24 protein-coding genes are annotated in these 24,374 nt (G+C 68.0%); 13 read left to right on the top strand and 11 right to left on the bottom strand.

The window, feature by feature from the left end; genetic code table 11:
- Positions 1-17: 17 nt before the first annotated feature.
- Positions 18-824 carry a ComF family protein gene (locus tag H9656_RS08700; RefSeq protein ID WP_191743884.1) on the bottom strand — a complete coding sequence of 269 codons (807 nt, stop codon included), beginning with the start codon at positions 822-824 and terminating at the stop codon, positions 18-20.
- Here H9656_RS08700 and H9656_RS08695 point away from each other — a divergent pair.
- Positions 823-1,719 (top strand): methyltransferase domain-containing protein, encoded by an 897-nt coding sequence (locus H9656_RS08695; RefSeq protein ID WP_191743883.1) that lies wholly within the window; start codon positions 823-825, stop codon positions 1,717-1,719. The two genes, H9656_RS08700 and H9656_RS08695, sit on opposite strands and share 2 nt — an antisense overlap.
- Positions 1,720-1,722: 3 nt before the next feature.
- Here H9656_RS08695 and H9656_RS08690 read toward each other — a convergent pair whose 3' ends face one another.
- From H9656_RS08690 to H9656_RS08675, 4 genes are read right to left on the bottom strand one after another with little or no spacing between them, the layout of a single operon-like run.
- Positions 1,723-1,899: a Flp family type IVb pilin gene (locus H9656_RS08690; RefSeq protein WP_191743882.1), complete on the bottom strand. Its 177-nt coding sequence runs from the start codon at positions 1,897-1,899 to the stop codon at positions 1,723-1,725.
- 27 nt (positions 1,900-1,926) lie between these two features.
- Positions 1,927-2,343: a (deoxy)nucleoside triphosphate pyrophosphohydrolase gene (locus H9656_RS08685; RefSeq protein WP_003168254.1), complete on the bottom strand. Its 417-nt coding sequence runs from the start codon at positions 2,341-2,343 to the stop codon at positions 1,927-1,929.
- Entirely contained in the window at positions 2,340-3,725 is a 1,386-nt protein-coding gene (gene argJ, locus H9656_RS08680) for a bifunctional glutamate N-acetyltransferase/amino-acid acetyltransferase ArgJ (RefSeq protein ID WP_191743881.1), read from the bottom strand. The genes H9656_RS08685 and argJ overlap by 4 nt, the downstream gene beginning before the upstream one ends.
- Positions 3,722-4,645, bottom strand: coding sequence for a peptidylprolyl isomerase (locus H9656_RS08675; RefSeq protein ID WP_191743880.1), 924 nt, complete (start codon positions 4,643-4,645; stop codon positions 3,722-3,724). Before H9656_RS08675 ends, argJ begins: the two co-directional genes overlap by 4 nt.
- A gap of 276 nt (positions 4,646-4,921) precedes the next feature.
- On the opposite strand from H9656_RS08675, the gene secA reads away from it, so the two are divergent.
- Positions 4,922-7,774, top strand: a complete 2,853-nt coding sequence (gene secA / locus H9656_RS08670; protein ID WP_191743879.1) for a preprotein translocase subunit SecA — start codon at positions 4,922-4,924, stop codon at positions 7,772-7,774.
- 83 nt (positions 7,775-7,857) lie between these two features.
- Entirely contained in the window at positions 7,858-9,021 is a 1,164-nt protein-coding gene (locus H9656_RS08665; protein ID WP_191743878.1) for a kynureninase/PvdN C-terminal domain-containing protein, read from the top strand.
- Between the two features lie 4 nt (positions 9,022-9,025).
- Here the strand turns inward: H9656_RS08665 and H9656_RS08660 are convergent, their stop codons facing one another.
- The 3 genes from H9656_RS08660 to H9656_RS08650 are packed head-to-tail and all read right to left on the bottom strand — an operon-like array spanning position 9,026 to position 11,251.
- Positions 9,026-9,829: a hypothetical protein gene (locus tag H9656_RS08660; protein ID WP_191743877.1), complete on the bottom strand. Its 804-nt coding sequence runs from the start codon at positions 9,827-9,829 to the stop codon at positions 9,026-9,028.
- A gap of 34 nt (positions 9,830-9,863) precedes the next feature.
- Positions 9,864-10,751, bottom strand: coding sequence for an alpha/beta fold hydrolase (locus H9656_RS08655; RefSeq protein ID WP_191744380.1), 888 nt, complete (start codon positions 10,749-10,751; stop codon positions 9,864-9,866).
- A gap of 5 nt (positions 10,752-10,756) precedes the next feature.
- Positions 10,757-11,251: a Fur family transcriptional regulator gene (locus H9656_RS08650; protein ID WP_191743876.1), complete on the bottom strand. Its 495-nt coding sequence runs from the start codon at positions 11,249-11,251 to the stop codon at positions 10,757-10,759.
- A 151-nt stretch (positions 11,252-11,402) separates the two neighbouring features.
- On the opposite strand from H9656_RS08650, the gene H9656_RS08645 reads away from it, so the two are divergent.
- On the top strand, positions 11,403-12,194 hold the full coding sequence (locus H9656_RS08645; RefSeq protein WP_191743875.1) for a SapC family protein: 792 nt from the start codon (positions 11,403-11,405) through the stop codon (positions 12,192-12,194).
- A gap of 140 nt (positions 12,195-12,334) precedes the next feature.
- On the opposite strand, the gene H9656_RS08640 is transcribed toward H9656_RS08645, so the two are convergent.
- Together H9656_RS08640 and H9656_RS08635 are read right to left on the bottom strand one after the other, a co-directional pair.
- Positions 12,335-12,742 (bottom strand): MaoC family dehydratase, encoded by a 408-nt coding sequence (locus H9656_RS08640; RefSeq protein WP_191743874.1) that lies wholly within the window; start codon positions 12,740-12,742, stop codon positions 12,335-12,337.
- Positions 12,743-12,759: 17 nt separating this feature from the next.
- On the bottom strand, positions 12,760-13,782 hold the full coding sequence (locus H9656_RS08635; RefSeq protein ID WP_191743872.1) for an NADP-dependent oxidoreductase: 1,023 nt from the start codon (positions 13,780-13,782) through the stop codon (positions 12,760-12,762).
- A 333-nt stretch (positions 13,783-14,115) separates the two neighbouring features.
- On the opposite strand from H9656_RS08635, the gene H9656_RS08630 reads away from it, so the two are divergent.
- Positions 14,116-14,418, top strand: coding sequence for a hypothetical protein (locus tag H9656_RS08630; protein ID WP_191743870.1), 303 nt, complete (start codon positions 14,116-14,118; stop codon positions 14,416-14,418).
- Between the two features lie 70 nt (positions 14,419-14,488).
- Here the strand turns inward: H9656_RS08630 and phyR are convergent, their stop codons facing one another.
- Positions 14,489-15,280: an anti-anti sigma factor/receiver protein PhyR gene (phyR, locus tag H9656_RS08625; RefSeq protein ID WP_191743868.1), complete on the bottom strand. Its 792-nt coding sequence runs from the start codon at positions 15,278-15,280 to the stop codon at positions 14,489-14,491.
- Positions 15,281-15,477: 197 nt separating this feature from the next.
- On the opposite strand from phyR, the gene nepR reads away from it, so the two are divergent.
- The 8 genes from nepR to H9656_RS08585 all read left to right on the top strand — a co-directional run bounded on the left by nepR (position 15,478) and on the right by H9656_RS08585 (position 24,371).
- Complete coding sequence (nepR, locus tag H9656_RS08620; protein WP_191743866.1) at positions 15,478-15,684, top strand: anti-sigma T factor NepR; 207 nt, start codon at positions 15,478-15,480, stop codon at positions 15,682-15,684.
- Positions 15,681-16,289, top strand: a complete 609-nt coding sequence (locus tag H9656_RS08615; RefSeq protein ID WP_191743864.1) for a sigma-70 family RNA polymerase sigma factor — start codon at positions 15,681-15,683, stop codon at positions 16,287-16,289. The genes nepR and H9656_RS08615 overlap by 4 nt, the downstream gene beginning before the upstream one ends.
- Before the next feature lie 80 nt (positions 16,290-16,369).
- Positions 16,370-18,058, top strand: a complete 1,689-nt coding sequence (gene phyK, locus H9656_RS08610; RefSeq protein WP_191743862.1) for a sensor histidine kinase PhyK — start codon at positions 16,370-16,372, stop codon at positions 18,056-18,058.
- A gap of 47 nt (positions 18,059-18,105) precedes the next feature.
- Positions 18,106-18,243 (top strand): entericidin A/B family lipoprotein, encoded by a 138-nt coding sequence (locus tag H9656_RS08605; RefSeq protein WP_025976938.1) that lies wholly within the window; start codon positions 18,106-18,108, stop codon positions 18,241-18,243.
- A gap of 139 nt (positions 18,244-18,382) precedes the next feature.
- Complete coding sequence (gene ald, locus H9656_RS08600) at positions 18,383-19,501, top strand: alanine dehydrogenase (RefSeq protein WP_191743860.1); 1,119 nt, start codon at positions 18,383-18,385, stop codon at positions 19,499-19,501.
- A gap of 48 nt (positions 19,502-19,549) precedes the next feature.
- Positions 19,550-20,605, top strand: coding sequence for a GTPase ObgE (gene obgE, locus H9656_RS08595; RefSeq protein WP_191743858.1), 1,056 nt, complete (start codon positions 19,550-19,552; stop codon positions 20,603-20,605).
- 185 nt (positions 20,606-20,790) lie between these two features.
- Entirely contained in the window at positions 20,791-23,685 is a 2,895-nt protein-coding gene (polA, locus tag H9656_RS08590) for a DNA polymerase I (RefSeq protein WP_191743857.1), read from the top strand.
- 377 nt (positions 23,686-24,062) lie between these two features.
- On the top strand, positions 24,063-24,371 hold the full coding sequence (locus H9656_RS08585) for a GNAT family N-acetyltransferase (protein ID WP_191743855.1): 309 nt from the start codon (positions 24,063-24,065) through the stop codon (positions 24,369-24,371).
- The last annotated feature ends 3 nt before the right edge of the window (positions 24,372-24,374 follow it).

Raw genomic sequence — 24,374 nt, 5'->3', positions numbered from 1 at the left:
GAGGGGAAGGTTCTCTTTCATTTAGGCGGTTCTCGCGCGTTTTTCACCCTTGCGATGACGGCCAGGTCCACGGCGCGCGCTCCGGCCTCCACCAAAACCCGCGCGCAGGCCTCTGCGGTGGCCCCCGTCGTCAGCACGTCGTCGACCAGAAGCAGGCGCCGTCCCTTGATGCGTCGCCGCCCGGCCTCGGTCACAGCGAAGGCCGCCTTGACGTTCAGCCGCCGCCCGCGCGCGGACTTGCCGCCCTGGCTGGCGGTCGGCAGGGCGCGGATCAGGGCGTCGGGCAGGTACTCAAGGCGCGCCGCGCGGGCCAGCGGCCGGGCGATCTCAGCGGCCTGATTGAAGCGGCGCGACAGCAGGCGGGCGCGATGCAGGGGCACAGGGACCACGGCGTCCGCCGTCTCGATCAGGGGCGCGGCCGAACGGCTGATCCAGCGGGCGAACAGAGGCGCGAACTGCTGCTGGTCGCCATGCTTGAACTTCAGGATGATCCCGCGCGACGCCTCGTCGTAGACGCAGGCCGTCCGCGCCCGGCCGAAGGCGTAAGGACTGGAGAGGCAGGCGGCGCACCGATCCGCCGCGAAGTCGCCGCCGTCGCATTCAAACGCGGCTCCGCAGCCGTCGCAGACCGGCGCCTCCAGAAAGGCGACCCGGCTCCAAGCGTCGGGCGAAAGGCCGGCGGACGCCGCCGCCTCCCGACTGTCGTGAGCGAGGGGCGGCAGCAAAATATCCAGCAGGCCCCGACCCGCATCGCGCGCGCCGGATGCTAAAGGCCCCCCGACGCCTTTCAATCGACCTCGCCAGCCCCCATCCTGAACCGACATGAGCGCCCCCTCTCCCTCCTCCGGTCCCCCGATCATCTTCGACGCCGCCCGCCGCGCCGTGCGCCTGAGCCGCGCCGCCCGCCGCTTCCCGGACGCCGACTTCCTGCACCTGCGCGCCGCCGAAAATGCGGTGAACAGCCTGGAAGTGATCCTGCGCGAGTTTCAGACGCCCGTCGACCTGTCGCCCCATCCCGGCGTCTTCGCCCGCGCCCTGGCCGACAGTCCGGCGCGCGAACGGGTGGCTGAGGTCCGCGCCGTCGGCTCGACCGCCGAACGCGCCGCGCCCGGCGCCGACCCGCTGGGGCTTGAGGACGGATCGGCCGACCTGATCGTCAACCTGCTGGGCCTGCACTGGGCCAACGACCTGCCCGGCGCGCTGAGCCAGATCAGGCGCGCGCTGAAGCCCGACGGCCTGTTCGTCGCCAGCCTGTTCGGCGCCGCGACGCTGAAGGAACTGCGTGGGGTGCTGACCGAGGCGGAGCTGGAGGTCAACGGCGGCGCCCAGGCGCGCGTCTCGCCCTTCGCCGACGGCTTCGACGGGGCGGCCCTGCTGCAACGGGCCGGGTTCGCCCTGCCAGTGACGGACGTGGACCGGGTGACGGTGCGTTATGGCGATCCGTTCGCCCTGATGCGCGACCTGCGGGCGATGGGAGAGACAAACGTGCTGGCCGGGCCGATCCGGCCGCTCAGCCGCGCCGTGCTGGCCCGCGCGGCCCAGCTCTACGCCGAGCGTCACGCCGAGGCCGACGGGCGCATCCCCGCCACCTTCGAGATGGTTCACCTGGCCGGATGGGCGCCGCACGAGAGCCAGCAGAAGCCCGCCAAGCGCGGCTCGGCCAAGACCCGGCTGGCCGATGCCCTGGGCGTCAGAGAGCAGACCGGCGAGGAGGGCTGACCGTCAGCCTCCGGCGACGAGAACGAACTGGCTGACCTTGCCGTAGACCGCCTCCATCCGCCCGGAGAAGGCCCCGAGCGCGGCCAGGACCACCATGCCGATCAAGGCGCAGATCAGGCCGTATTCGATGGCGGTGGCGCCCCCTTCATCGCGGAGCAGCTGGTGGATGAAACCCTTCACGCCCGGCCCTCCCCTGTCGTCGGCCCGTCAGAGCAGATCGCGCAGCCAGGCGATCAGCGGTTCATCGGCCGGCGGCATGGGATAGGCCGACAGCTTGTCGGGCTTCACCCAGGCCAGGCCCGCATGCTCGCGCGCCTCGACCACGCCGGACCAGCGCCGGCACAGATACAGTGGCATCAACAGGTGAAAGGATTCGTAAGCGTGACTGGTAAACACGAAGGGGGCCAGGCAGGCCTCCTTCACGTCGATGCCCAGTTCTTCCTTCAGCTCGCGGATCAGCGCCGTTTCCGGCCGCTCGCCCGGCTCGACCTTGCCACCGGGGAATTCCCACAGGCCCGCCAACTGCTTGCCCTCGGGGCGCTTGGCGATCAGCACCCGGCCGTCTGGGTCGATCAGGGCGACGGCGACGACCAGGACGGTGGGAACGGCAGGCGTCTCGCTCACGAGCGGTAGTCCCCGTTGATCTCGATGTAGCGTTTGGTCAGGTCGCAGGTCCACACCGTGGCCGACGCCCGCCCCGAGCCGACATGGACGGTGATGTCGATCTCGTCGTTCTTCATATAGGCGCTCATGACCGCCTCGTCGTAGTCAGGCGACGGGGCGCCGTCGACGGCGGCGACGTGGGGACCGAAGCGGATGGCCAGGCGGTCGCGGTCCACCGCCTCCTCCGTCTTGCCCACCGCCATGACGATGCGGCCCCAATTGGCGTCCTCGCCCGCGATGGCGGTCTTGACCAGCGGACTGTCGGCGATCGACTTGGCCAGTTTGCGCGCCGAGGCGGGGCTGGCTGCGCCTTCGACGGTCACCTTGACGAACTTGGTCGCGCCCTCGCCGTCCTTGACCAGTTGGTGAGCCAGATCGAGCATGACGGCGTCCAGCGCCGCCGAGAAGTCCTTCAGGCGACGGTCGCCGACGCGGCCGATGCGCGGCGCGCCCGACGCGCCCGTGGCGAACAGCAGGGCCGTGTCGTTGGTCGAGGTGTCGCCGTCCACCGTCACCGAGTTGAAGGTGGTGCGGACGTGCAGGTTCAGCAGGGCCTTCAGCACCGGCGGGGCGATATCGGCGTCGGTGACGATGAAGGCCAGCATGGTCGCCATATCGGGCGCGATCATGCCCGAGCCCTTGGCGATCCCGGCGATCTTCACCTTGACGCCCTCGATCTCGCACTCGGCGTAGGAGCCCTTGGGGAAGGTGTCCGTCGTCATGATGCCCAGACCGGCCTTGGCCCAGTTGTCGGCTTTCAGACCGGCCTGAACCTCGGGGAGGCGGGCGGTGATCTTCTTGTCGTCCAGCACCACGCCGATGACCCCGGTCGAGGCCAGCATGACGTCGCGCTGTCGGCAGCCAAAGCGTTTGGCGAACTCCGAAGCCGTGTGACGCGCCGCATCGGCGCCGGCCTTGCCGGTGAAGGCGTTGGCGCAACCGGCGTTGACGATCAGCGCCCGAACCTCTTCGCCGCCCTTGTCGGCGTCCAGCTGGCGCTTGCACCAGTCGACCGGGGCCGAGCCGACCTTGTGCCGGGTGAAGACGCCCGCGCACGATGCGCCTTCGGGAAAGTGGAAGATCACAAGGTCGTCGCGCTCATGCTTGTAGAAGCCCGCGCGGGCGGTCGCGATCTCGACCCCGCCGATCGGCGCGATGGCCGGGAAGGGCACGGCCAGCGGCGAGATCATCAGGCCCGGCTTGCCGGGCGCCGAAGCCTTCGCCGGCGTCGTTCCAGCCGACTGGGCCGCGCGTTTCAGAGCCGAGGCCAAGGGGTCCAGAGCCTTCTCGATGACGGTTTCGATCTTCTTGCCGGTCGAGGCGGACTTGGGCGGCTGGCTCATGTGGCGTTTCCGGCGGCAGGAGAAAATTTGACTTTATCGGCGAGAGTCGCGTCCGGCGTCGCCGCCTGAGCGTCGGTCAGGGTGATTTCGACGTCAGCCTTGCCGCGCAATTGCTCCAGCAACTGGCGCACGCCTTCATAGGTCAGATAGCGGACGATCTGGGGACGGGCCTGCTCCAACGTCGGCGGCGTCTCGACGCGGCGGTCCTCGACCTTCAGCACGGCCCAGCCGGTCTCGGTCTGGATCGGGCCGACGACCTGGCCCGGCGTCGTGCCTTGCAGCGCGGTCGCATAGGCGCCGGGAAGGACGTCGAGCGTCGAATAGCCCAGGTCGCCGCCGGAGTAGCGGGTGGCGTCGTCGATGGAGCGTTGAGCGGCCACGGCCTCGAAGGCCGCCCCCTGCCCCAGGACGCCCAGAACGGCGTCGGCCTGTTCCCTGGTCGGCGCCAGGATCAGCCGCACGCGGATTTCCTCGGTGGCGCGCGCCAGACGCTGCTGTTCGGCGTAGAGGCGTTCGACCGCCTGTTCGGACACGGCGCCGGACACCACCTTCTCCACCAGCATGTCGCCCAAAATGCGTTCGCGCACGGCCTGCAGGCGACGCTGGGCGGCCGGGCTGGAATCCAGTCCGCGACGCTCGGCCTCGGCGGCCAGAAGCTTCTGATCCACCACCTCGTCCATCACCCGGCGGAACAGTTCGGAGGAGACATCGAGAGGATCGTCCTCGCCAATCAGCCCTTGCGCCACCGCCTCGCGCCGCACGTCCGAGGCCCAGACGGCGCGGTCGTTGACCTTGGCCACCACCCGGTCGTTCTTTTCCGGCGCGGCCTCGTCGCCGCCCCGCCCGCAGGCGGACAGGCCCAGCGCCAGCCCGACGACGGCGACCAAAAACAGGCTTGTGAGGGGACGCCGCGCTCGCATCGGACGCTCCGGGCAAGGGTCTGGGGACAGGTCGCCGGGGCGACCGTTCGCGCCTGCGCGGCGCCGCCTTAAAAAGGCCCTCGCGTTGACAGGGGTAAGGGCGGTGCTTAAGTCCCGCCTGCGCCCAAGTCGAGGGATTTTCGATCGTATGCGCGGCCCTTCGCGCGCCCTGACTGCAGGGAAGGCCTGGGGCTGGCGTGATCGCGGCCTCCCGACCGGGCGAAACCTGTCTTTCTCAGAGCCTTCAGCCGCTCGACCGCCTAACCCGGATCGCCCATGCTCGGCTTCGCCAAGAAACTTCTCGGTTCCTCCAACGACCGCAAGGTCAAGGCCTTCCAGGCCCAGGTCCAGAAGATCAACGCCCTTGAACCCAAGTTCGAGGCCTTCTCTGACGACGAACTGCGCATGATGACGCAGACCTTCCGGGATCGTATCGAAGCCGGCGAGAGCCTGGACAAGCTGCAGAACGAGGCCTTCGCCGTCGTTCGCGAAGCCTCCAAACGCGTGCTGGGCCAGCGTCAATACGACGTGCAGATGGCCGGCGGCATGATCCTGCACGAAGGCGGCATCGCCGAGATGCGGACCGGCGAAGGCAAGACCCTGGTGGCCGTGGCCCCGGTCTATCTGAACGCCCTGGCCGGCAAGGGCGTCCACGTCGTCACCGTCAACGACTACCTGGCCCGCCGCGACGCGGAGCAGATGGGCAAGGTCTACCGTTTCCTGGGCCTTGAGGTCGGCGTCATCGTCAACGGCCTGTCGCAGGGCCAGCGCCAGATGGCCTATCAGGCCGACATCACCTACGGCACCAACAACGAATTCGGCTTCGACTATCTGCGCGACAACCTGGTCTATGACCGGCGCGAGATGGTGCAGCGCGGTCACCACTTCGCCATCGTCGATGAAGTCGACTCCATCCTGATCGACGAGGCGCGCACGCCGCTGATCATCTCGGGCCCGACCGAGGACCGCTCGGACCTCTACAAGATCGTCGACGCCCTGGTGAAGGAACTGGTCAAGGACAAGGACACCTACGACCTCGACGAGAAGCAGCGTCAGGCCCTGCTGACCGAGCTGGGCTCGGAGCGCATGGAGCAGGTGCTGGAAGAGGGCGGCCACTTCGCCGAGGACACCGTCGACCTGTACGACCCGGCCAACGTCAGCCTGGTCCACCACGTCAACCAGGCCCTGCGCGCCAACACCCTTTACCAGCGCGACAAGGACTACATCATCAAGGACGGCGAGATCGTCCTGATCGACGAATTCACCGGCCGCATGATGACCGGCCGTCGCCTATCCGAAGGTCTTCACCAGGCCATCGAGGCCAAGGAAGACGTCAAGATCATGCCCGAGAACCAGACCCTGGCCTCGGTGACGATCCAGAACTACTTCCGCCTCTACGACAAGCTGTCCGGCATGACCGGCACCGCCGCGACCGAGGCCCAGGAGTTCCTCGACATCTACAAGATGGATGTCCTGGAAGTGCCGACCAACCGTCCGATCCTGCGCAAGGACTACGACGACGAGGTCTATCGCACCTTCGCCGAGAAGAACCGCGCCATCGCCGCTGAAATCGCCGACTGCTACGTGCGCGGCCAGCCGATCCTGGTCGGCACGGTGTCGATCGAGAAGTCCGAGGAACTGTCGGACCTGCTGAAGGACTACGACTATCAGGTCGAGGTCTCGCGCAAGCTGAAGCCCGAATACGAAGGCCACGAAAAGGAAGCCCAGAAGGCCGGCGACCTGGCCTATGACATCGAGTACGTCACCGGCCGCGGCATCCCGCACAACGTCCTGAACGCGCGCCAGCACGAACAGGAAGCCTATATCGTCGCCGAGGCGGGCCTGCCGCACGCGGTGACCATCGCCACCAACATGGCCGGTCGCGGCACCGACATTCAGCTGGGCGGCAACCTGGACATGCGGATCCAGCGTTGGGTCCAGGAACAGCGCAACATGGCCATGGAGGTCCCGCCCGAGGCCCTGACCGCCAAGGAAGCCGAGTTCAAGGCCGAGATCGCTGTCGCCAGGGAGAAGGCTCTGGCCGCCGGCGGCCTGTTCGTCCTGGGCACCGAGCGCCACGAAAGCCGGCGGATCGACAACCAGCTGCGCGGCCGGACCGGCCGTCAGGGCGACCCCGGCACGTCGAAGTTCTATCTGTCGTGTGAAGACGACCTGCTGCGCATCTTCGCCGGCGACCGCCTGGACGCCATCATGCGCCAGTTCGGCGTGGCCGAGGGCGAGGCCATCAGCCACCCGTGGCTGAACCGCGCCGTCGAGACCGCTCAGAAGCGCGTCGAAGCCCGCAACTACGACATGCGCAAGAACGTGCTGAAGTACGACGACGTCGTGAACGACCAGCGCAAGGCCGTGTTCGAACAGCGCCAGGAGTTCATGGACTCCACCGACCTGTCGGAACTGGTCAACGACTTCCGCAGCGACGTGATCAACGACCTGGTCGAGCGCTACATGCCGCCCAAGGCCTACGCCGAGCAGTGGGACATCGACGGCCTGGACGAAAAGGTCCGCTCGACCCTGGGCCTGGAGCTGCCGCTGCATGACTGGGCCGCCGAGGAAGGCGTCTCCAACGAGGAAATCGAGGAACGCATCACCGCCGCCGCCGACGCCCGCGCCGCCGAGCGTCTGGAGCTGATCGGCGCCGACCAGACGCGCGGTCTCGAAAAGCAGTTCATGCTGCAGATGATCGACATGCAGTGGCGCGAGCACCTGGTCCATCTGGACCACCTGCGCGGCGTCATCGGCCTGCGCGGCTACGGCCAGCGCGACCCGCTGAACGAATACAAGACCGAAGCCTTCAACCTGTTCGAGACGCTGCTGCACGACCTGCGCCACAACGTCACGCGCTGGCTGATGACGGTCGAGTTCCAGTTCCAGGCGCCGCCCGCGATGGAGATGCCCGAGTTCCAGGAAATCCACCTGAACCCCGGCACCGGCGAGAACGAGATGCTGAACCCAATGGCCCAGAACCCGGAAGGCATGCTGACCGGCGACGACCGTTCGAAACTGCCGGTCGAGGCCCTGCCCGCCGACTGGGAGCGCACCAGCCGCAACGCCGACTGCCCCTGCGGCTCAGGCCGCAAGTTCAAGCACTGCCACGGCAGCTTGATCTAAGAATATGCAGGCGGGCTCGCGAAGGCGGCCCGCCTTTTTCTTTGGCCGGTGACGCCGCCCTTCATGCGGGTTAGCGTACCCTCATGAACTACAAGCCCCTGTTCTCGCGCGCGCTCGGCCTCGACCCCGAACGCCTGCATTTCGCCGCCCACAGCCACCACCTGTGGCCCGACGCCAGCTTCGATGGCCAGGTCCGGGCCTGGGCTGAGGCCAACCGTTTCGCTGATCGCAAATGGGACCTGATCTTCGGCGAGGTCATCCCCGAGGCTCAGGGCCACGTCGCGCGCGAACTAGGCCTGCCCTCGCCCGACAGCCTGATCTTTGCGCCCAACACCCATGACATCCTGCTGCGCATCGTCTCGGCGGTCGACAAGGCTCCGGTGCGCATCCTGGCCACCGACGGCGAGTTTCACTCCTTCCGCCGCCAGTCGGAACGCTGGGAAGAGGCTGGTCAGGCGGCCGTCACGCGTGTGCCCCTGGCTCCGTTCGGGACCTTCGCCGAGCGTTTCGTCGCGGCGGCGCAGGCGGGCGGACATGACCTGATCTTCGTCAGCCAGGTCTTCTTCCGCACTGGCGGCCTGTTCGACCGCATCGCCGAACTGGCGGACCTGGCTGACCCTGCCGGGCCGTGGGTCGTCTTGGACGGTTACCACGGCTTCATGGCGACGCCGACCGACCTGTCGGCCGTGGCGGACAAGATCTTCTATCTGGCGGGCGGCTATAAATACGCCATGGCGGGCGAAGGCGCCTGCTTCCTGCACGCCCCGCCCGGCTTCGGGTCGCGCCCCGTCGTGACCGGCTGGTTCGCCGAGTTCGGCCATCTGGAAGGCCCGCCCGGCGGGGTTCAGTACCGCACCGACGGTGGCCGATTCTGGGGCGCCACCTTCGACGCCAGCGCCCTTTACCGCTTCAACGCCGTTCGCCAGATGCTGGACCAGCGCGGCCTCACCACAGCGGTGATCGCCGACCACGCGCGCAGCCTTCAGGCGCGGTTCCAGGCGGCGATCGAAGGCGGAGAAGCGGGCGGCCTGTCAAAGGCCGGGATCCTGAACCCCGTCGAGGGCGAGGCGCCGCGCGCGCGCTTCCTGGCCCTGCGCCACGACGACGGCCCGCGCTGGAAGGCGGCCCTGCAGGAGATGAACGTCATCGCCGATGTGCGCGACGACGTGATCCGCTTCGGCTTCAGCCTGTATCAGAGCCAGGACGACGTTGAGCGGCTGATCCACGCCTGCGCCCGGCTGGACTAGGCCTTTAGAAGAACAGGCTGTCGGCGTCGCGCCTTGCTTCGGGCGGATCCGAACGGCGCGCCTGACGCTCGCGGCGGGGGGCCGGGGATGTAGCAGCCGGCGTCGCCCTGTCCGTCGGTGCGGAAGCTGCAGGCATCGGGTCGCCCGGCAGTCGAGGCGCAGGGGTCGCCGGCGACGCTGGAGCGGCAGCGGCTGGCGGCGCCCTCGTCTCAGCTTTCGGCGGCGGTCCCAGCGTCGGATATTTTGGTGCAGGCGGCTGGCGCGGTCGGCGCGGCGGCGAAGGCGCGGCCAAGGCGCTGGGCGCGGCTTCAGTCTGAGGCGCCGCGATCTCTAGCGCCTGACGCGCCTGGGTTCGCGCGCGGGGGCTGTCGCAACGGCACAGAACCAGATCCTCGCCCTCGCGCCACAGGATCAGCGGGCGACGCGGCGGCTCGGCCCAGCGTTGGGCCAGGCGGGCCAGATTCTTCTCCAGCGCGGCATCGGCCCCGACAGGAACGGTGCGGACCTCATGCCCCTGCGCCTCCCACAACGGACCCGTCTGCGCCAGCCAGTCCCGCCCCGCGCCGCCCGGGTCATAGACATAGACGGGTGTCAGGCCGAAGGCCGCGGCGCCCGCCGCCTGCTCCAGCCGCGCCTCCAGCTCTTGGGACGCCGTCAGGCGCTGCAGGTCGTGCCGCCCCACGCCCAGCCACCACGCCGCCAGCACCACGCCCAGCAACAACAGGCCAAGCACGGCGCCGATCAGCGCCCCCAGCAGAAGGCGCGGCCAGTCCGTGTCAGAGGATGAGGTCAGGGCGGCGGAGGTCATCGCCGCCAAGGCCTAGCACCGAATGGCTCGGCTGTCAGACCGCCAGGTCCAGCAGGGCGTCGCGCGTGACCTCGGCATGGGTCATGGGGAACAGATGCCCGCCGGCCGCGACGGTCTCGACGTCCACGTGCGGACGCCGCGGCGAGGCCGACACGTAGCACAGGGAGCCGGCCTCGGCCTTGAGGATGCGCACGGCGCCCGGATAACCCACCAGGGCCCGCCAGGGATCGTGCGCCTGGGCCGCATAGTTGGACGCTTCCCACGCCGGCGGGCAGGCCAGTTCCAGCCCGCGATCCGTCTCGACAAGACCGTCAGCCAGATAGTCGGCCAGCATGATGTCCGGCCAGCCCTTGAAGGCGCCGCGTCCGCGATAGGCGCTCATCGCCTGCTCGCGACTGTCGAACAGGGCGCGGCGGCGCAGGGTGCTGGCGACCAAGGGGAAGCGGCGCGAGACCAGCCCGGCGAGCGGCAGGTTCATCGCCCACACCATTTCGCGCCGCCAGACGACGGGATCCAGCAGCAACAGGCGCGAGACCCGGTCCGGCTTCTGCGCGGCGGCCAGCAGGCCGCTGGTCCCGCCGATGGAGTGGCCGGCCAGGGCGACCGGCGGGCCGTCAATCGTCTCCAGCAGGCAGGCCAGGTCGTCGCGATGATCCTTCCAACTGCGGCGGCCGTCCGGGTGGGCGGGCAGGCGCGTGCGGCCGTGACCGCGCAGATCCGGGGCCCAGATGCGCAGCGCCCCTGATAGGGGCTGCAGCAAAGAGTGGTAGGCCCTGGCGTTGAAGCCGTTGGCGTGAACGAAGATCAGGTCGACCGGCCGCTTGGGATCGCCGTAGTCCAGCACGGCCATTTCGCCTGCGCCCCAGCGGTTATCGATCGGCACGCTGACCCGGCGAGGCGCCGACAGGGCCAGGGCGTCCATCCGGATCAGGCCGCGATGCGGCAGGCGCCGCACCGGCCGTGGCCTTCGATGGTGGTGCGCTCGATGGCGTAGCCCGCGTTCGCCGCCGCCTGGGCGATCACATCGGCGCCGGGCACCGCCACCTCTTCGGTCGCGCCGCAGCAGTCGCAGATCAGGAAGGCCGCCGCATGGCCCCCCGGCGCGCAGGCGTCGGCCGTGCAGGCGACATAGGCGCTGATCGAGGCGATGCGGTGGGCCAGGCCCCGCTTTTCAAGGAATTCCAGGGCGCGATAGACGGTCGGCGGCTTGGCGGCCTGGCCATCGACGCCATAACGGGCGATCAGATCATAGGCCTTGACCGGCTCGGCGGCCGACAGCAGCAGCTCCAGCACCCGACGGCGCGGGGCGGTCATGCGGTCGCCGTCAGCCGAAAATCGCGCCTCGACGGCGGCGATCGCCCGTTCGACCTCGGCGGCGCCGGGTCGGCTGTCGATATGATCGTGGTCACAAGCGTCGCCCATGGGCCTAGAGCTAGGGGGTCCGTCGCCGCCCTGCAACCGGGACCGCGCGCCGCAGGTCGGATCCAGGCGCATTATGGCCAAACAGCGGCGTTTGCGGCGGCCCCGGCCATGGGCTAGAAGAGCCGTCCTTTCTGTTCAGAAGACCGAATTCATGACCGACGCCACCCAAGCGAACAGCCCCCTGTCGGGCAATGTCCTGTTCTATTCCCAGCCGGAGCCGCTGTCGGCCGACGTCCACGGCAAGCTGGGCGTGACGGCTGCTGACAAGCCCTACGCCTTCGTGGCCCAGACCCACGTCGTGCCGCTGACGGTGACGGAGTTCGCCCCGGCCGCCCTGTCCTATCCGGTCATCTTCGTCGGCGACGCCAAGCAACCCGTCGCCGCCATGGGTCTGAACCAGGCCGAGAACCTGTTCATCGAGGACGGCGAGTTCCGCCCCGACGCCTATATCCCGGCCTATGTCCGCCGCTACCCCTTCGTCTTCGCCAATGACGAAGAGCAGAAGCGCATGGTGCTGTGCATCGACCGCGCCGCTCCCTTCGTGGTCGAAGGCGGCGAGACGCCCCTGTTCCAGAACGGCCAGCCCAGCGACTACGTCAACTTCGGCATGGAGTTCTGCAACAACTTCGAGCAGGAGCGCATGCGCACCGAATCCTTCGTCAACCTGCTGACGGAGCTGGACCTGTTCGAGGTGCGCGAGGCCAACTTCACCCCGCGCAACGCCGACGGCACCGCCGGCGCCCCGCAGAAGATCGCCGAATACTTCGCCGTTTCGGAAGACAAGCTGAAGGCCCTGCCGGTCGAGAAGCTGGCCGAACTGCGCGACAACGGCGCCCTGGGCCAGATCTACGCCCACCTGGTGTCGCTGCTGGGCTGGGACCGCCTGATCGCCATGGCCCTGACCCGCGCCGCCGCCCAACAGCCGGTCGCGGCCAACGCCTGATCTTCTTGAGAGGGCCTAACGCGCATTCGCGCTGCTTGAGGCCTCTCTGAACCGGGCCTAACGCGCGTTCGCGCTGCTTGGGGCCCGGATGAAGCGATGAAATGAAGACGCCCCGCCAGTCTGCTGGCGGGGCGTCTTGTCTATCGGCGGGCCACGAGGGCGCGGGTCAGGCAGGAGAAGACCAGTCGGCCCGCTTCGTCCAGCAGGTCCTGCTGGGCGATGACCACGCCCTTTTCGTCGCCGACCGGATCCTTGCCCATCACCGTCAGCCGGCCGCGCAGCAGCTCGCCAGCCGGAGGATTGCGCAGGAAACGAAGGCCATCCACCGCCAGGGTCTTGGATCCCGCCCAGCCGCCCATGCGGTCGGCCGACAGGCGGCTCCACAGGGCGTAGACCATGGCCTCGGGCGCGCCATAGGCGACATCCCAGCCAGGCAGGAAGCGCTCGGCGAACAGGTCCAGCGCCGCCGCATCCACGGCGCAGGCGCCCAAGGGAACGACCTGACCGATTTCGAGGTCCTCGAAATGGACGTGTAGCGGTTCGGTCATGCGCGGCTGGTCCTCGCTCAGGCCGCCGGCTCCTCCGACACCCGAACCATCAGCTTGCCGTCATGGTCGCCGGTGAACAAGCGATTCAGCGAGCCGACCGCCCCTTCCAGTCCGTCATCCACGTGGACCTTCCACTGAATCTTTCCGTCGGCCAGCCACGGGCCCATTTCGGCGACCATCTCCTTGGCGCGATGGGCGTAGTCCAGAACCAGGAAGCCCTGCACGTCGAGGCGGTGGGTGATGATGCGGGCGAAGTTCGGCGACGGCGGCATCCGCGTGGCGTTATAGGCCGAGATCAGGCCGCAGACGGCCATGCGGCCGTGCACCTTCAGCCGGTTCCACACGGCGATCATGATGTCGCCGCCGACGTTTTCGAAGTTGAGGTCGATCCCGTCAGGAGCCAGCCGGTCCAGGGCGTCGCCGACGTCCTCGTTCTTGTAGTCGACGGCCGCGTCGAAGCCGAGCTCCTCGGTCAGCCAGCGGCATTTCTCGGCGCCGCCCGCGATGCCGATGACGCGGCAGCCGCGCTGCTTGGCCACCTGGCCGGCGATGGAGCCGACCGCGCCGGCCGCCGCCGAGATCACAAGGGTCTCGCCCGCCTTGGCCTTCAACACGTCGGTGACGCCGAAATAGGCCGTCATTCCGGTCATGCCCAGCACAGACAGATTGGCGGTCAGCGGCAGGCCGGGCGCGCGGTGGACCGGACGCAGGCCGTCTTCGGGCACGACGGCGTAATCGGCCCAGGCGCCGGCCAGAGGCGTCACCAGATCGCCCGCCTTGAAGCGATCGCCCCGCGACTGCTCGACCACGCCCAGCGTCAGGCCCCGCATGACGTCGCCCAGCCCGACCGGCGGCAGATAGCCTTCGGAGTCGTTCATCCAGGTGCGATTCGTCGGGTCGATGGACAGGTAGATCGTGCGGACCAGGACCTCGCCGTCCTGCAGTTCCGGCACGACGCTCTCGACCAGTTCGAGATCGCCGTCCTGGATCAGCCCATGCGGCCGGCGACGCAGGATCCACTGTCGGTTGCGCAAGCTCATCAGTCCGTCTCCGATAGGGTTTTCTTTCAGGACGCATAGTGGCGCCTCTGGCTTGCAGAGCAAGCGGCGCCTTGCGAGGATCAAACATCACGCCAAAAAAGAAGGCGGACCCTTTTTGAGGATCCGCCAGGAGTCGCATCATCGAGAATGAGGCGAGGGCGAAGACCGGCCGCGAAGCCGGGCGGGGGAATAGCCCTCGGCGATCAAGTAACGATGCTGAGCCGAGTGAGTTCCCAGGCGTCGATGGACGTCGGACGAAGCCGCATCGGAACGGCCCGGCGCCCGCGACGTTCGCTTTGGAGATACTCCGCCAATCAGACAAGGACGTGAGCGATGACGCACCAGGATCCGCACTCCCACTCCGCCGATGCGGTCGAGACCCATCACGCCGTCGAGGCCCAGTATGTGCGCCAGGGCCGGGGCGGACGGCGCATCCTGATGGTGCTGATCGTGTCAGCCGGGGCCGCCGCAGTTCTGCTGCTGGGCCTATGGGCGGCCACCAACGCCAGTCTGCATGAGACGCCTGAGGCCACCAGCATGACGCCCGAGCCGCCGCCGGTCACGGATACGGACCCTGCCGCTCGCAGCGTAGGCCCCGAATCAGCGCCACCGGTGAACCCCGCGCCAGCGGCCTGAGCCCCGTACGAGAAGGGCTCCGCCGCAGCGGAGCCCTTGAGCGTTCGAAGCGACCTGATGTCAGGCTCGCTTAGGCCGCCGCCTTCTGACGCGAGGGATGGAAGAACAGCGCCTGACTGATCGCGGCCTTCACCGTTTCCGGCTGGAACGGCTTGGTGATCAAGAAGGTGGGCTCGGGACGTTCGCCCGTCAGAAGCCGCTCGGGGAAGGCGGTGATGAAGATGACGGGAACGTCAAACTGACGCAGGATATCCTTGACGGCGTCGATGCCGGACGACCCGTCCGCCAGCTGAATATCGGCCAGCACGAGACCGGGCGTATGACGCGCTACGGCGTCCACGGCCTCGTCGTGGGTGGTGGCGGTGCCGGTGACGCGGTGGCCCAGCTCCCTCACCAGACTCTCGATGTCGGCCGAGATGATGGCTTCGTCTTCGATGATCAGCACGTCGGTCGCCAGTTCGGCGTCGATGTCGGACTGAGCTTCAGAGATCAGGCGCTCGACCGTGCGCGGGTCGACAGCCAGGATCTGGGCGGCCTCGGACGGGGTGAAGCCCTCAAGCGCCGTCAGCAGAAACGCCTGCCGGGACTGAGGCGCGATGCGCAGAAGGCGACGGGCGGCGTCGTCGCCCTCGGTCGCGGCGCCGCTTTCCAGCTGGGCGCCGGTGCTGGACCAGATGGTGTGGAACACGTGATACAGCGCAACCCGCGGCGTCATGTCCGAGGGCAGTTGGCGCTCGCCTGCCGCCAGCGCTTCAAGCGCGACGCGGACATAGTTGTCGCCGGTGCTCTGATCGCCGGTTAGGGCGCGAGCGTAACGACGAACATAGGGCAGATGCGGCGCAAGTCTGGCCAGAAGGCTCATATATAGATCCCCGACTGCGCCCGTCTCCACGAACGAGACAGGCTTAGAGGCGTTCAACGCGCTAATGACGCCACGGTTCCGACACGGGTGTGTAGCTTGAGCATAAAATAACGGCGGCGTAGGAACCCTATTGGCGAGGCGGCGTTTTGCGTCTCTATGAACGACTTCATTAGGCTTGGGCGGCGGCCGGACACTCCATGATTGAACCTAAGGACAACCCCGCGCGTAACAGCGGGTCCACCTCGAACGAGCGCGATCTCGAAGAGGTCCGTCTGCGTCAGCAAGCCATTGGCGTGAAGCTGCGCCACATGTTCGATGAAGTCGTCAACGAGCCGGTGCCGGATGAATTCCTGGAAATCCTGCGTCGCGCCGATCAAGGCGCCTCCGTCAAGGAGGGGCAGTGAGCACCCCGAAACCCGCCGCCAGGCCCTCATCGTCCGACGATAACGCGTTCAAGGCGGAACTCGTCACCCTGATCCCGCACCTGCGGGCCTTCGCCCGCACCTTGACCGGCGACCCGACGTCCGCCGACGACCTGGCCCAGGAAGCCATGATGAAAGCGTGGGACGCCCGCGCCAGCTATCAGATGGGCACCAACATGAAGGCCTGGACCTTCATGATCCTGCGCAACCAGTTCTATTCGGAGAAGCGCCGTTCGTGGCGCCAGACCCAGCTTGACCAGGAAGCGGCCGAGCGCACCCTGATCGCGGTCGACGACCCCGAGGCGCCGGTGGCGCTGGACGAATTGCGTCAGGCCCTGAAATCCCTGCCCGAGGAACAGCGCGAAGCCCTGATCCTGGTCGGCGCCGGCGGTTTTGCCTATGAAGAAGCGGCGGAAATCTGCCAGTGCGCGGTCGGTACGGTGAAGAGCCGGGTGTCGCGCGCGCGCAAGGCGCTGCAGGCTACTCTTGAACGCGGCGGCTATGCGCGCGACGGCCAATCGGCGGGCGACGCCATGCGCTCGATCCTGGCCGACGCGGACAGACTAAGCGGCGCCGGGCGCAAATAGCTGTGAGGTTTGGCCGGGTCCTGGGCCGAAAGCTCGGGCGCCGCAGCGTCCAGGGCATTCGATTCCGCCTGGGCCTAGCCATGGCCTTGGGCCTGCTTCCCATCCTGCTGCTGGGCGCGATCCAGACCGAGGCCGAGTTCCGCAAACAGGAACAGGAACGACGCGTCGACCTGCAACTGGCGGCTGAACGCAGCGCCTCGGACGCCAAGGCCCGGATCAGCTCGACCGTCGTGCTGTTGCAGGCTTTGACGCCTGAGGGAGTCGGCTTCTTCTGCGAGGCGCGCTTGACCGCCCTGGCCGCGCGGATGGACGAGATTTCCAGCCTCGCACGCTATAGTGCTACCGGCACGCGTGTCTGCGCATCACGAAGCGACGCTCAGGCCCCCGAGGCGAAAACCGCTCTTGGCCAAGCCTGGCATAATCGCCTGCGGCAAGGCGAAGACGTGGTGATGCAGCGCTCGGACGATGGTCGCTCGCTGATCATCGCCGTGCGTTGGGAGCGCCCGCTGGGCGCATTTCAAGGCGCCATGACGGCCACCGTGCCGCTCAGCGAGCTTCAACCGGATATCCGCGACCCCGCTCTGCCCGCCGGCTCTCAGGCGGCGTTGACGGATGCGGCTGGCAATGTCCTGGTCGCCACCGACCCGGCGCCGTTTACACTGAAGCCCGCGCGCCAGGCGGACGACTGGACTGATCGCGCGCGCACCGGCGCCGCCGTCATGTTCGAAGCACGTGACGCCGAGGGACGGCGTCATATCTACGGCGGCGCGCCGCTGGCCGGACGCGACGTCTTCGTCCTCTTGTCGGCGCCGGCCCCGGGGCTGTTGTCGTGGGCGAGGCTGAACCCGTTCGGCACTCTGCTGCTGCCCTTGGCTGCCTGGTTGACCGCCTTCGCGGCCGTCATGCTGCTGTCTGAACGGATCGTGGTGCGCTGGCTCGATTATCTGGAGCGGGTGGCGGCCATCTATGCGCGGGGGCGCTTCTCCATTCGCCCCGCCCAAGCCGAGCACGCCCCGGCCGAGATCCGCACCTTGGCCCGCACCCTGGGCCATCTTGGCGAGACCATCACGCGCCGCGACAAGGATATCCTGGACGCGCTGGAGGAAAAGGACGCCCTGCTGCGGGAGATCCACCACCGGGTGAAGAACAACCTGCAGATCATCTCCTCCTTGTTGTCCATGCAGCAACGAGCGGTGACCGATCCGGCCGCGCGCTCCGCTCTGGGCGACACGCGCCAGCGCATCACCGCCCTGGCCCAGATCTATCGCGTCCTCTACCAGAGCGATGACATCCGCGAGGCTGACGCCGACACCTTCCTGCGTGAGCTCGTGGGCCAGCTGATCGCCGGCGAGTCCGTCCGCGGGCCCTTGGTGACGACATCCATCGAAGCCGATCCGCTGCTCATCGACCCCGACAAGCTGGCGCCCTTGGCTCTGTGGGTGGTCGAGGCCGTATCCAACGCCCAGAAGCACGCCTTCGCCGGACGCGGCGGCGAACTGAAGGTGCGCTTCAAGGTCAATGGCGACACCAGCGTGCTGGAGGTTGAGGATGACGGGCCCGGACTGGATGACGGCATAGAGGCAGGGGTCGGCCGCACACTGATGATGGCCTTTGCCAAACAGCTGCGCGGCGAAGCTCAAATCGTTCCGGCGCCCGGCGGCGGCTCAATCGTGCGGTTGACCTTTGTCACGCCCGAAGCGCGCGACGCCGCCGCCCAGGTGCGAGAGGTCGCGGCCTTCCGCCTGAGCGGAACCGCGTCGCAAGCGTAGCGTTGTATGCGGGACGGGCGCGGAGCCCGAACCAACAGGAGTCTCCTATGCGCAAGATCATCATTCTGGCTGTCGCCGCCGCCGCTCTGACCACCGCCGCCTGCAACACCATTCAGGGCGTCGGCAAGGACACCCAGGCCGCTGGCCAGGCCGTCGAAGGCGCCGCTCGCGACGCCAAGAACTAAGCGCTTCAGCCCTCATAGGGCCGACTTTCTCGCCCCGCGGACATTTCTGTCTGCGGGGTTTTATTTTTCGCTGGCGCCGCATGGCTCGCTTGTTTAGCGTCCCCGCGCCCCACGCTGGGGTGAGGACAGTGAAAGAAAAATGCGCGTCGGCTCCCCCCGAGAAACCAAGACCAATGAACACCGCGTCGGCCTGACGCCGGCCGCCGCCGGCGAATACGTCGCCCACGGCCATACCGTCCTGATCGAGACCGGCGCCGGTCTGGGCGCGGGCTTCACCGACGCCGACTATCAGAAGGCGGGCGCCCGCATCGCCCCCGACGCCGCCGCCGTCTTCGCCGACAGCGACATGATCGTGAAGGTCAAGGAGCTTCAGCCCGCCGAGTTCGCCCTGCTGAAGCCGGACCACATTCTGTTCGCCTATCTGCATCTGGCGCCCGATCCCGAACAGACGAAAGCCCTGCTGGCCTCGGGCTGCGCCGCCATCGCCTATGAGACGGTGACCGACGCCAATGGAGGCCTGCCTCTGCTGGCGCCCATGTCCGAGGTGGCCGGACGCATCGCGGTCTTCTCGGCGGCCGAGACCCTGCTGAAGCACAAGGGCGGCATGGGGCTGCTGTTCTGCGGCGTGCCCGGCGTGGCGCCCGCGCGGGTGCTGGTGCTGGGCGGCGGCGTGGTGGGGCTGAACGCCGCGCGCATGGCCGTCGGTCTGGGCGCCGAGGTGGTGGTGCTGGAGCGCTCCATCCCCCGGATGCGCCACATCGACGAGGTGACCGGCGGGCGCGTCATCACCCGTTACTCCTCGTTGCACGCCATCGAGGAGGAACTGCCGCGCGCCGATGTGGTGATCGGCGCCGTCCTGACGCCGGGCGCCGAGGCCCCGACCCTGGTGCGCCGCGATCAACTGGCGTCGATGAAGAAGGACAGCGTCCTGATCGACGTCGCCATCGACCAGGGCGGCTGTTTCGAGACCTCGCGCCCGACCACCCACGATGATCCGACCTATATGGTCGACGGCGTCAGCCACTACTGCGTCGGCAACATGCCCGGAGCCGTGCCGCGCACCAGTTCCGAGGCCCTGAACAACGCCACCCTGCCCTACGGCCTGGCCCTGGCCGACCGGGGGCTGGACGCCCTGCGCGCCGATCCGCACCTGGCTCACGGTCTGAACGTGCTGAAGGGCGAGATCACCCATCCGGCGGTCGGCAAGGCGCTGGGTCTGTCGTGGCGGGATCCCTTTGGCGTCTGGGCGCGCGGCTAAGATCGCGCCCGCCTGTAATTCGCCGCGCTTCTGGGCCATAAGGCGCCCATGAAGTTCCTCGACCAGGCCAAGATCTATATTCGCTCCGGCAACGGCGGCGCGGGCTCCGTCTCGTTCCGCCGCGAAAAGTTCATTCCCAACGGCGGGCCCGACGGCGGCGACGGCGGCAAGGGCGGCGACGTCTGGGTCGAGGCGGCCGATGGGCTGAACACCCTGATCGACTTCCGCTACCAGCAGCATTTCAAGGCCCAGACCGGCCACCACGGCCAGGGCCGCCAGATGCACGGCGCCAAGGGCGAGGACGTGGTCCTGCGCGTCCCCGTCGGCACCCAGGTTCTGGACGAGGACAAGGAGACGGTGCTCGTCGACCTGGACGAGCCGGGCATGAAGGTGAAGCTGCTGTCCGGCGGCAACGGCGGCTGGGGCAACACCCGCTTTAAGGGGCCGGTCAACCAGGCCCCGCGCCACGCCAACCCCGGTCAGGAAGGCCAGGAGCGCTGGATCTGGCTGCGCCTGAAGCTGATCGCCGACATCGGCCTGGCGGGCCTGCCAAACGCCGGCAAGTCGACCTTCCTGTCGGCCGTCTCGGCGGCGCGGCCCAAGGTGGCGGACTATCCCTTCACCACCCTGACGCCGAACCTGGGCATGGTGGACCTGAGCCCATCGGAACGCTTCGTCATCGCCGACATCCCCGGCCTGATCGAAGGCGCCAGCGAGGGCGCAGGGCTCGGCACCCGCTTCCTGGGCCACGTCGAGCGTTCGGCCAGCCTGATCCACCTGATCGACGGCACCCAGGACGACGTGGTCGAGGCCTATCGCATCATCCGCGGCGAGCTGGAGGCCTATGGCGAGGGTCTGGGCGACAAGACCGAGATTCTGGCCCTGAACAAGATCGACGCCCTGACGCCTGAGGCCCGCGAGGAAAAGGCGGCGGCGCTGGAGGCGGTCGCGGGCCGACGCCCCGTGCTGGTGTCCGGCGTCTCGGGCGAGGGCGTGACCGAGCTGCTGCGCGCCGCCTGGGCCGAGGTCAAACTGACCCGCGGCGAGGTCACCGACGAGGGCGAGGACGTCATTCCCGAAACGCCGGGCGGCTGGCAGCCGTAAGAGGCTGAGGCTCTCCTCCCCATTTCATGGGGAGGTGGCGCGGGCGCGTAGCGTCCGTGACGGAGGGGCCGCTTGGTTCCGCTGGCGTAAAGCCCCTCCACCGCTACGCGGTCCCCCTCCCCATTGCATGGGGAGGAAAGCGAAGGCCGGATGACGCCGCGCCTTCCGCCCCCTATGTTCGCGCCATGACCGACGCGCCCGCCGAAATCCCCGCCCGCCCCCTCACGCAAGACGGGCCGCCGCTGCGGCTGTGGATGATCGACGCCTCGGCCTACATCTTCCGCGCCTACCACGCCCTGCCGCCGCTGACCCGCAAGTCGGACGGCCTGCCCGTGGGCGCGGTGCAGGGCTACTGCAACATGCTGTGGAAGCTGATCCGCGACATGAAGGGCGAGGACGGACCGACGCACCTGATGGCCGTCTTCGACCATTCGGAGAAGACCTTCCGCAACGAGCTCTACGATCAATACAAGGCCCACCGCCCCCCCGCGCCCGAGGACCTGGTGCCGCAGTTCCCGCTGGTGCGCGAGGCGACCAAGGCGTTCGGCGTCCACGGCGTCGAACTGGCCGGTTATGAGGCCGACGACCTGATCGCCGCCTATGCCTGCAAGGTGCGCGACATGGGGGGCGAGGCGGTCATCGTCTCGTCCGACAAGGACCTGATGCAGCTGATCGGCGGCGGCGTGGTCATGTATGACCCGATGAAGGACCGTCGTCTCGAAGAAGACGCCGTGTTCGAGAAATTCGGCGTCACCCCGGACAAGGTCGTCGAGGTCCAGGCCCTGATCGGCGACAGCGTCGACAACGTGCCCGGCGCCCCCGGCATCGGCCCCAAGACGGCGGCCCAGCTGATCGGCGAATACGGCGACCTCGACACGCTCCTGGCCCGCGCTGGCGAGATCAAACAGCCCAAGCGCCGCGAGACCCTGATCAATTTCGCCGACCAGATCCGCCTGTCGCGCCAGTTGGTGCAGCTGGACTGCGACACGCCGATGCCCGAGCCGATCGACGACTTCGTCATCCGCGATCCTGATCCCGCGGTCCTGTCCGACTTCCTTGAGAAGATGGAGTTCCGCTCGCTGGCCCGGCGCGTCGGCGACGGCAAGGCCCCGCAGAAGGAAGGCTCGGCCTTCGCCCGCCAGCCCAGCGCGCCCGTGGCCACGCCGCGCTATGGCCAGACCGAAGTCGCCGCCCCGGTCGAAACCCACGTGATCGACCACGATCGCTATGAGTGCGTGCAGACGCTGGAAGATCTCGACCGCTGGATCGCGCGGGCCAGGGCGGCTGGCGTGGTCGGCTTCGACACCGAGACGGACGCCCTGTCCTCGACGCACGCCGGGCTGTGCGGCGTGTCTCTGGCCGTGGGGCCGAACGAGGCCTGCTACATCCCGCTGACGCACGAGCACGAGCCGAGCGGCGGCGGCGGCCTGGACTTCGGCGACGGCGGCGACGCCCGTCCGGCCCTGCAGCAGATCGACAAGCCGACGGCCCTGGCCCGGCTGAAGGAGCTGCTGGAGGACCCGTCGGTGCTGAAGGTCGGACAGAACATCAAATACGACCTGGCCGTCATGGCCCGGCGCGGCGTGCGCGTCGCCCCGATCGACGACGTGATGCTGATCTCCTACGTGCTGGAAGGCGGCCTGCACGGCCACGGCATGGACGAACTGGCGCGCCTGCACCTCGGCCATGAGCCGATGACCTTCAAGAGCGTGGCCGGGACCGGCAAGTCGCAGAAGAGCTTCAAGCACGTCGAGATGAAGTCGGCCGTCTGCTACGCCGCCGAGGACGCGGACGTGACCCTGCGCCTGCATCGCCTCCTCAAGCCGCGCCTGGCGTCCGAAGGGCTGTCGAGCGTCTATGAGACGCTGGAGCGCGGCATGCCCGCCGTCCTGGCCGACATGGAGCGGGCGGGCGTTCGCGTCGACCCGGACCGGCTGCGCTCCCTGTCCTCGACCTTCGGCCAGCGCATGGCCGAGCTGGAGGAGGAGGCGCACAAGCTGGCCGGCCGCCCGTTCAACGTCGGCAGCCCGCGCCAAATCGGCGAGATCCTGTTCGGCGAGATGAACCTGCCCGGCGGCAAGAAGACCGCCAGCGGCCAATGGGGCACCGACGCCAGCGTGCTGGAGGAGCTGGCCCAGACCCAGACCCTGCCCCGCACCATCCTCGACTGGCGCCAGCTGTCCAAGCTGAAGGGCACCTATACTGACGCCCTGGTGGCGGCGATGGACCCGCAGACCAACCGGGTCCACACCTCATACCAACTGGCGGCGGCGACGACGGGGCGTCTGGCCTCATCCGACCCCAACCTGCAGAATATCCCGATCCGCACCGAGACCGGCCGCCAGATCCGCCAGGCCTTCATCGCCTCGCCGGGCAATGTGCTGATCAGCGCCGATTACAGCCAGATTGAGCTGCGCCTGCTGGCCCACATCGGCGACATCCCCGAGCTGAAGCGCGCCTTCAAGAGCGGCCTGGACATCCACGCGGCGACCGCCTCGGAAATGTTCGGCGTCCCGGTCGAGGGCATGCCCAGCGAGACGCGCCGCCGGGCCAAGGCCATCAACTTCGGCATCATCTACGGCATTTCAGCCTTCGGCCTGGCCGCCCAGCTGGGCATCGACCAGGGCGAGGCCGGGGCCTACATCAAGACCTATTTCGAGCGCTTCCCCGGCATCCGCGATTACATGGATGCGACGAAGGCGCTGGTGAAGGAGCAGGGCTTCGTCACCACCGTCTTCGGGCGGCGCATCCACATTCCGGCCATCCACTCCAAGTCCGGCGCCGAGCGTCAGTTCGGCGAGCGCGCGGCCATCAACGCCCCGATCCAGGGCGCCGCCGCCGACATCATCCGCCGCGCCATGATCCGCATGCCCGGCGCCCTGCTTGATGCGGGCCTCTCCACCCGCATGCTGCTGCAGGTCCACGACGAACTGGTGTTCGAGGCCCCCGAGGCCGAGGCCGAACGCGCCATCGCCGTCATCCGCCGCGTCATGGAAGGCGCCGCCCTGCCTGTCGTCGACCTGAGCGTGCCGCTGGACGTCGAGGCCAAGGCGGCCCCGAACTGGGACGGCGCGCACTGATGTTCTCGTTTTGTGCTAACATGAAGATATGGCCGATTCGCTCCCATATCCGAACTTCATCCTTCCTCCTCGGAGCAAGTTGGGCGGTCTGAGTGATCGCCCACGCCCTTCACCCTACCTTTCGGAGGCAGAGGCCGCGTTCCTGGATCAGAAGCGAGCGGACGGCATTTCAGACGCGCAGATCGCAAAGATGCTGGGATGTTCAATCACAAGAATTAAGCGGCATTGGGTAGAGCGACCCAACGACAAGCCTTACGTCGATCCAGAACTTGAATTCGTCACGCGCCGCGTGTTGACACGTGATGAACGTCGAGCTCTTGATCGTGCCGCGCGGAACGTGGCTGTCTGGAAGTCCGGTTAAGGAAGAAGATCACGACATGAGCCTGGACCCCGAAATCCGCGATAACGAAGACGCCAAGCGCTACGAACTGGACGTCGACGGCGAGACCGCCGTGGTCATCTACAACCCCGTCGCGGGCGGGCGGTTGATCACCGAGACCATCGTGCCCATCCCGCTGGAAGGACGCGGCATCGCCAGCCGCATGGCCAAACACGTCTTGGCCGACCTGAAGGCCAAGGGCCTGCTGATCCTGCCGACCTGTACCTTCTTCTCCGGCTATCTGAAGAAGCACCCGGAGTACGCCGATCAGGTGCATCCGACCTATCGGGCCATGCTGGGCCTGTAGGCC

The organism is Brevundimonas guildfordensis (assembly GCF_014836405.1).
Classification (GTDB): domain Bacteria; phylum Pseudomonadota; class Alphaproteobacteria; order Caulobacterales; family Caulobacteraceae; genus Brevundimonas; species Brevundimonas guildfordensis.
This window is presented reverse-complemented; position numbering and strand designations above follow the sequence as displayed.

What these genes read in the sequence shown, in the direction of transcription:
- argJ (WP_191743881.1), bottom strand. Translation starts at nt 3,725, where the DNA reads ATGAGCCAGCCGCCCAAGTCCGCCTCGACCGGCAAGAAGATCGAAACC.
- H9656_RS08700 (WP_191743884.1), bottom strand. Translation starts at nt 824, where the DNA reads ATGTCGGTTCAGGATGGGGGCTGGCGAGGTCGATTGAAAGGCGTCGGG.
- phyR (WP_191743868.1), bottom strand. Translation starts at nt 15,280, where the DNA reads ATGAGCCTTCTGGCCAGACTTGCGCCGCATCTGCCCTATGTTCGTCGT.
- ald (WP_191743860.1), top strand. Translation starts at nt 18,383, where the DNA reads ATGCGCGTCGGCTCCCCCCGAGAAACCAAGACCAATGAACACCGCGTC.
- H9656_RS08585 (WP_191743855.1), top strand. Translation starts at nt 24,063, where the DNA reads ATGAGCCTGGACCCCGAAATCCGCGATAACGAAGACGCCAAGCGCTAC.
- H9656_RS08660 (WP_191743877.1), bottom strand. Translation starts at nt 9,829, where the DNA reads ATGACCTCCGCCGCCCTGACCTCATCCTCTGACACGGACTGGCCGCGC.
- phyK (WP_191743862.1), top strand. Translation starts at nt 16,370, where the DNA reads ATGGCCTTGGGCCTGCTTCCCATCCTGCTGCTGGGCGCGATCCAGACC.
- nepR (WP_191743866.1), top strand. Translation starts at nt 15,478, where the DNA reads ATGATTGAACCTAAGGACAACCCCGCGCGTAACAGCGGGTCCACCTCG.
- H9656_RS08640 (WP_191743874.1), bottom strand. Translation starts at nt 12,742, where the DNA reads ATGACCGAACCGCTACACGTCCATTTCGAGGACCTCGAAATCGGTCAG.
- H9656_RS08655 (WP_191744380.1), bottom strand. Translation starts at nt 10,751, where the DNA reads ATGGACGCCCTGGCCCTGTCGGCGCCTCGCCGGGTCAGCGTGCCGATC.
- H9656_RS08605 (WP_025976938.1), top strand. Translation starts at nt 18,106, where the DNA reads ATGCGCAAGATCATCATTCTGGCTGTCGCCGCCGCCGCTCTGACCACC.
- H9656_RS08635 (WP_191743872.1), bottom strand. Translation starts at nt 13,782, where the DNA reads ATGAGCTTGCGCAACCGACAGTGGATCCTGCGTCGCCGGCCGCATGGG.
- obgE (WP_191743858.1), top strand. Translation starts at nt 19,550, where the DNA reads ATGAAGTTCCTCGACCAGGCCAAGATCTATATTCGCTCCGGCAACGGC.
- H9656_RS08675 (WP_191743880.1), bottom strand. Translation starts at nt 4,645, where the DNA reads ATGCGAGCGCGGCGTCCCCTCACAAGCCTGTTTTTGGTCGCCGTCGTC.
- H9656_RS08650 (WP_191743876.1), bottom strand. Translation starts at nt 11,251, where the DNA reads ATGGGCGACGCTTGTGACCACGATCATATCGACAGCCGACCCGGCGCC.
- secA (WP_191743879.1), top strand. Translation starts at nt 4,922, where the DNA reads ATGCTCGGCTTCGCCAAGAAACTTCTCGGTTCCTCCAACGACCGCAAG.
- H9656_RS08630 (WP_191743870.1), top strand. Translation starts at nt 14,116, where the DNA reads ATGACGCACCAGGATCCGCACTCCCACTCCGCCGATGCGGTCGAGACC.
- H9656_RS08645 (WP_191743875.1), top strand. Translation starts at nt 11,403, where the DNA reads ATGACCGACGCCACCCAAGCGAACAGCCCCCTGTCGGGCAATGTCCTG.
- H9656_RS08665 (WP_191743878.1), top strand. Translation starts at nt 7,858, where the DNA reads ATGAACTACAAGCCCCTGTTCTCGCGCGCGCTCGGCCTCGACCCCGAA.
- polA (WP_191743857.1), top strand. Translation starts at nt 20,791, where the DNA reads ATGACCGACGCGCCCGCCGAAATCCCCGCCCGCCCCCTCACGCAAGAC.
- H9656_RS08695 (WP_191743883.1), top strand. Translation starts at nt 823, where the DNA reads ATGAGCGCCCCCTCTCCCTCCTCCGGTCCCCCGATCATCTTCGACGCC.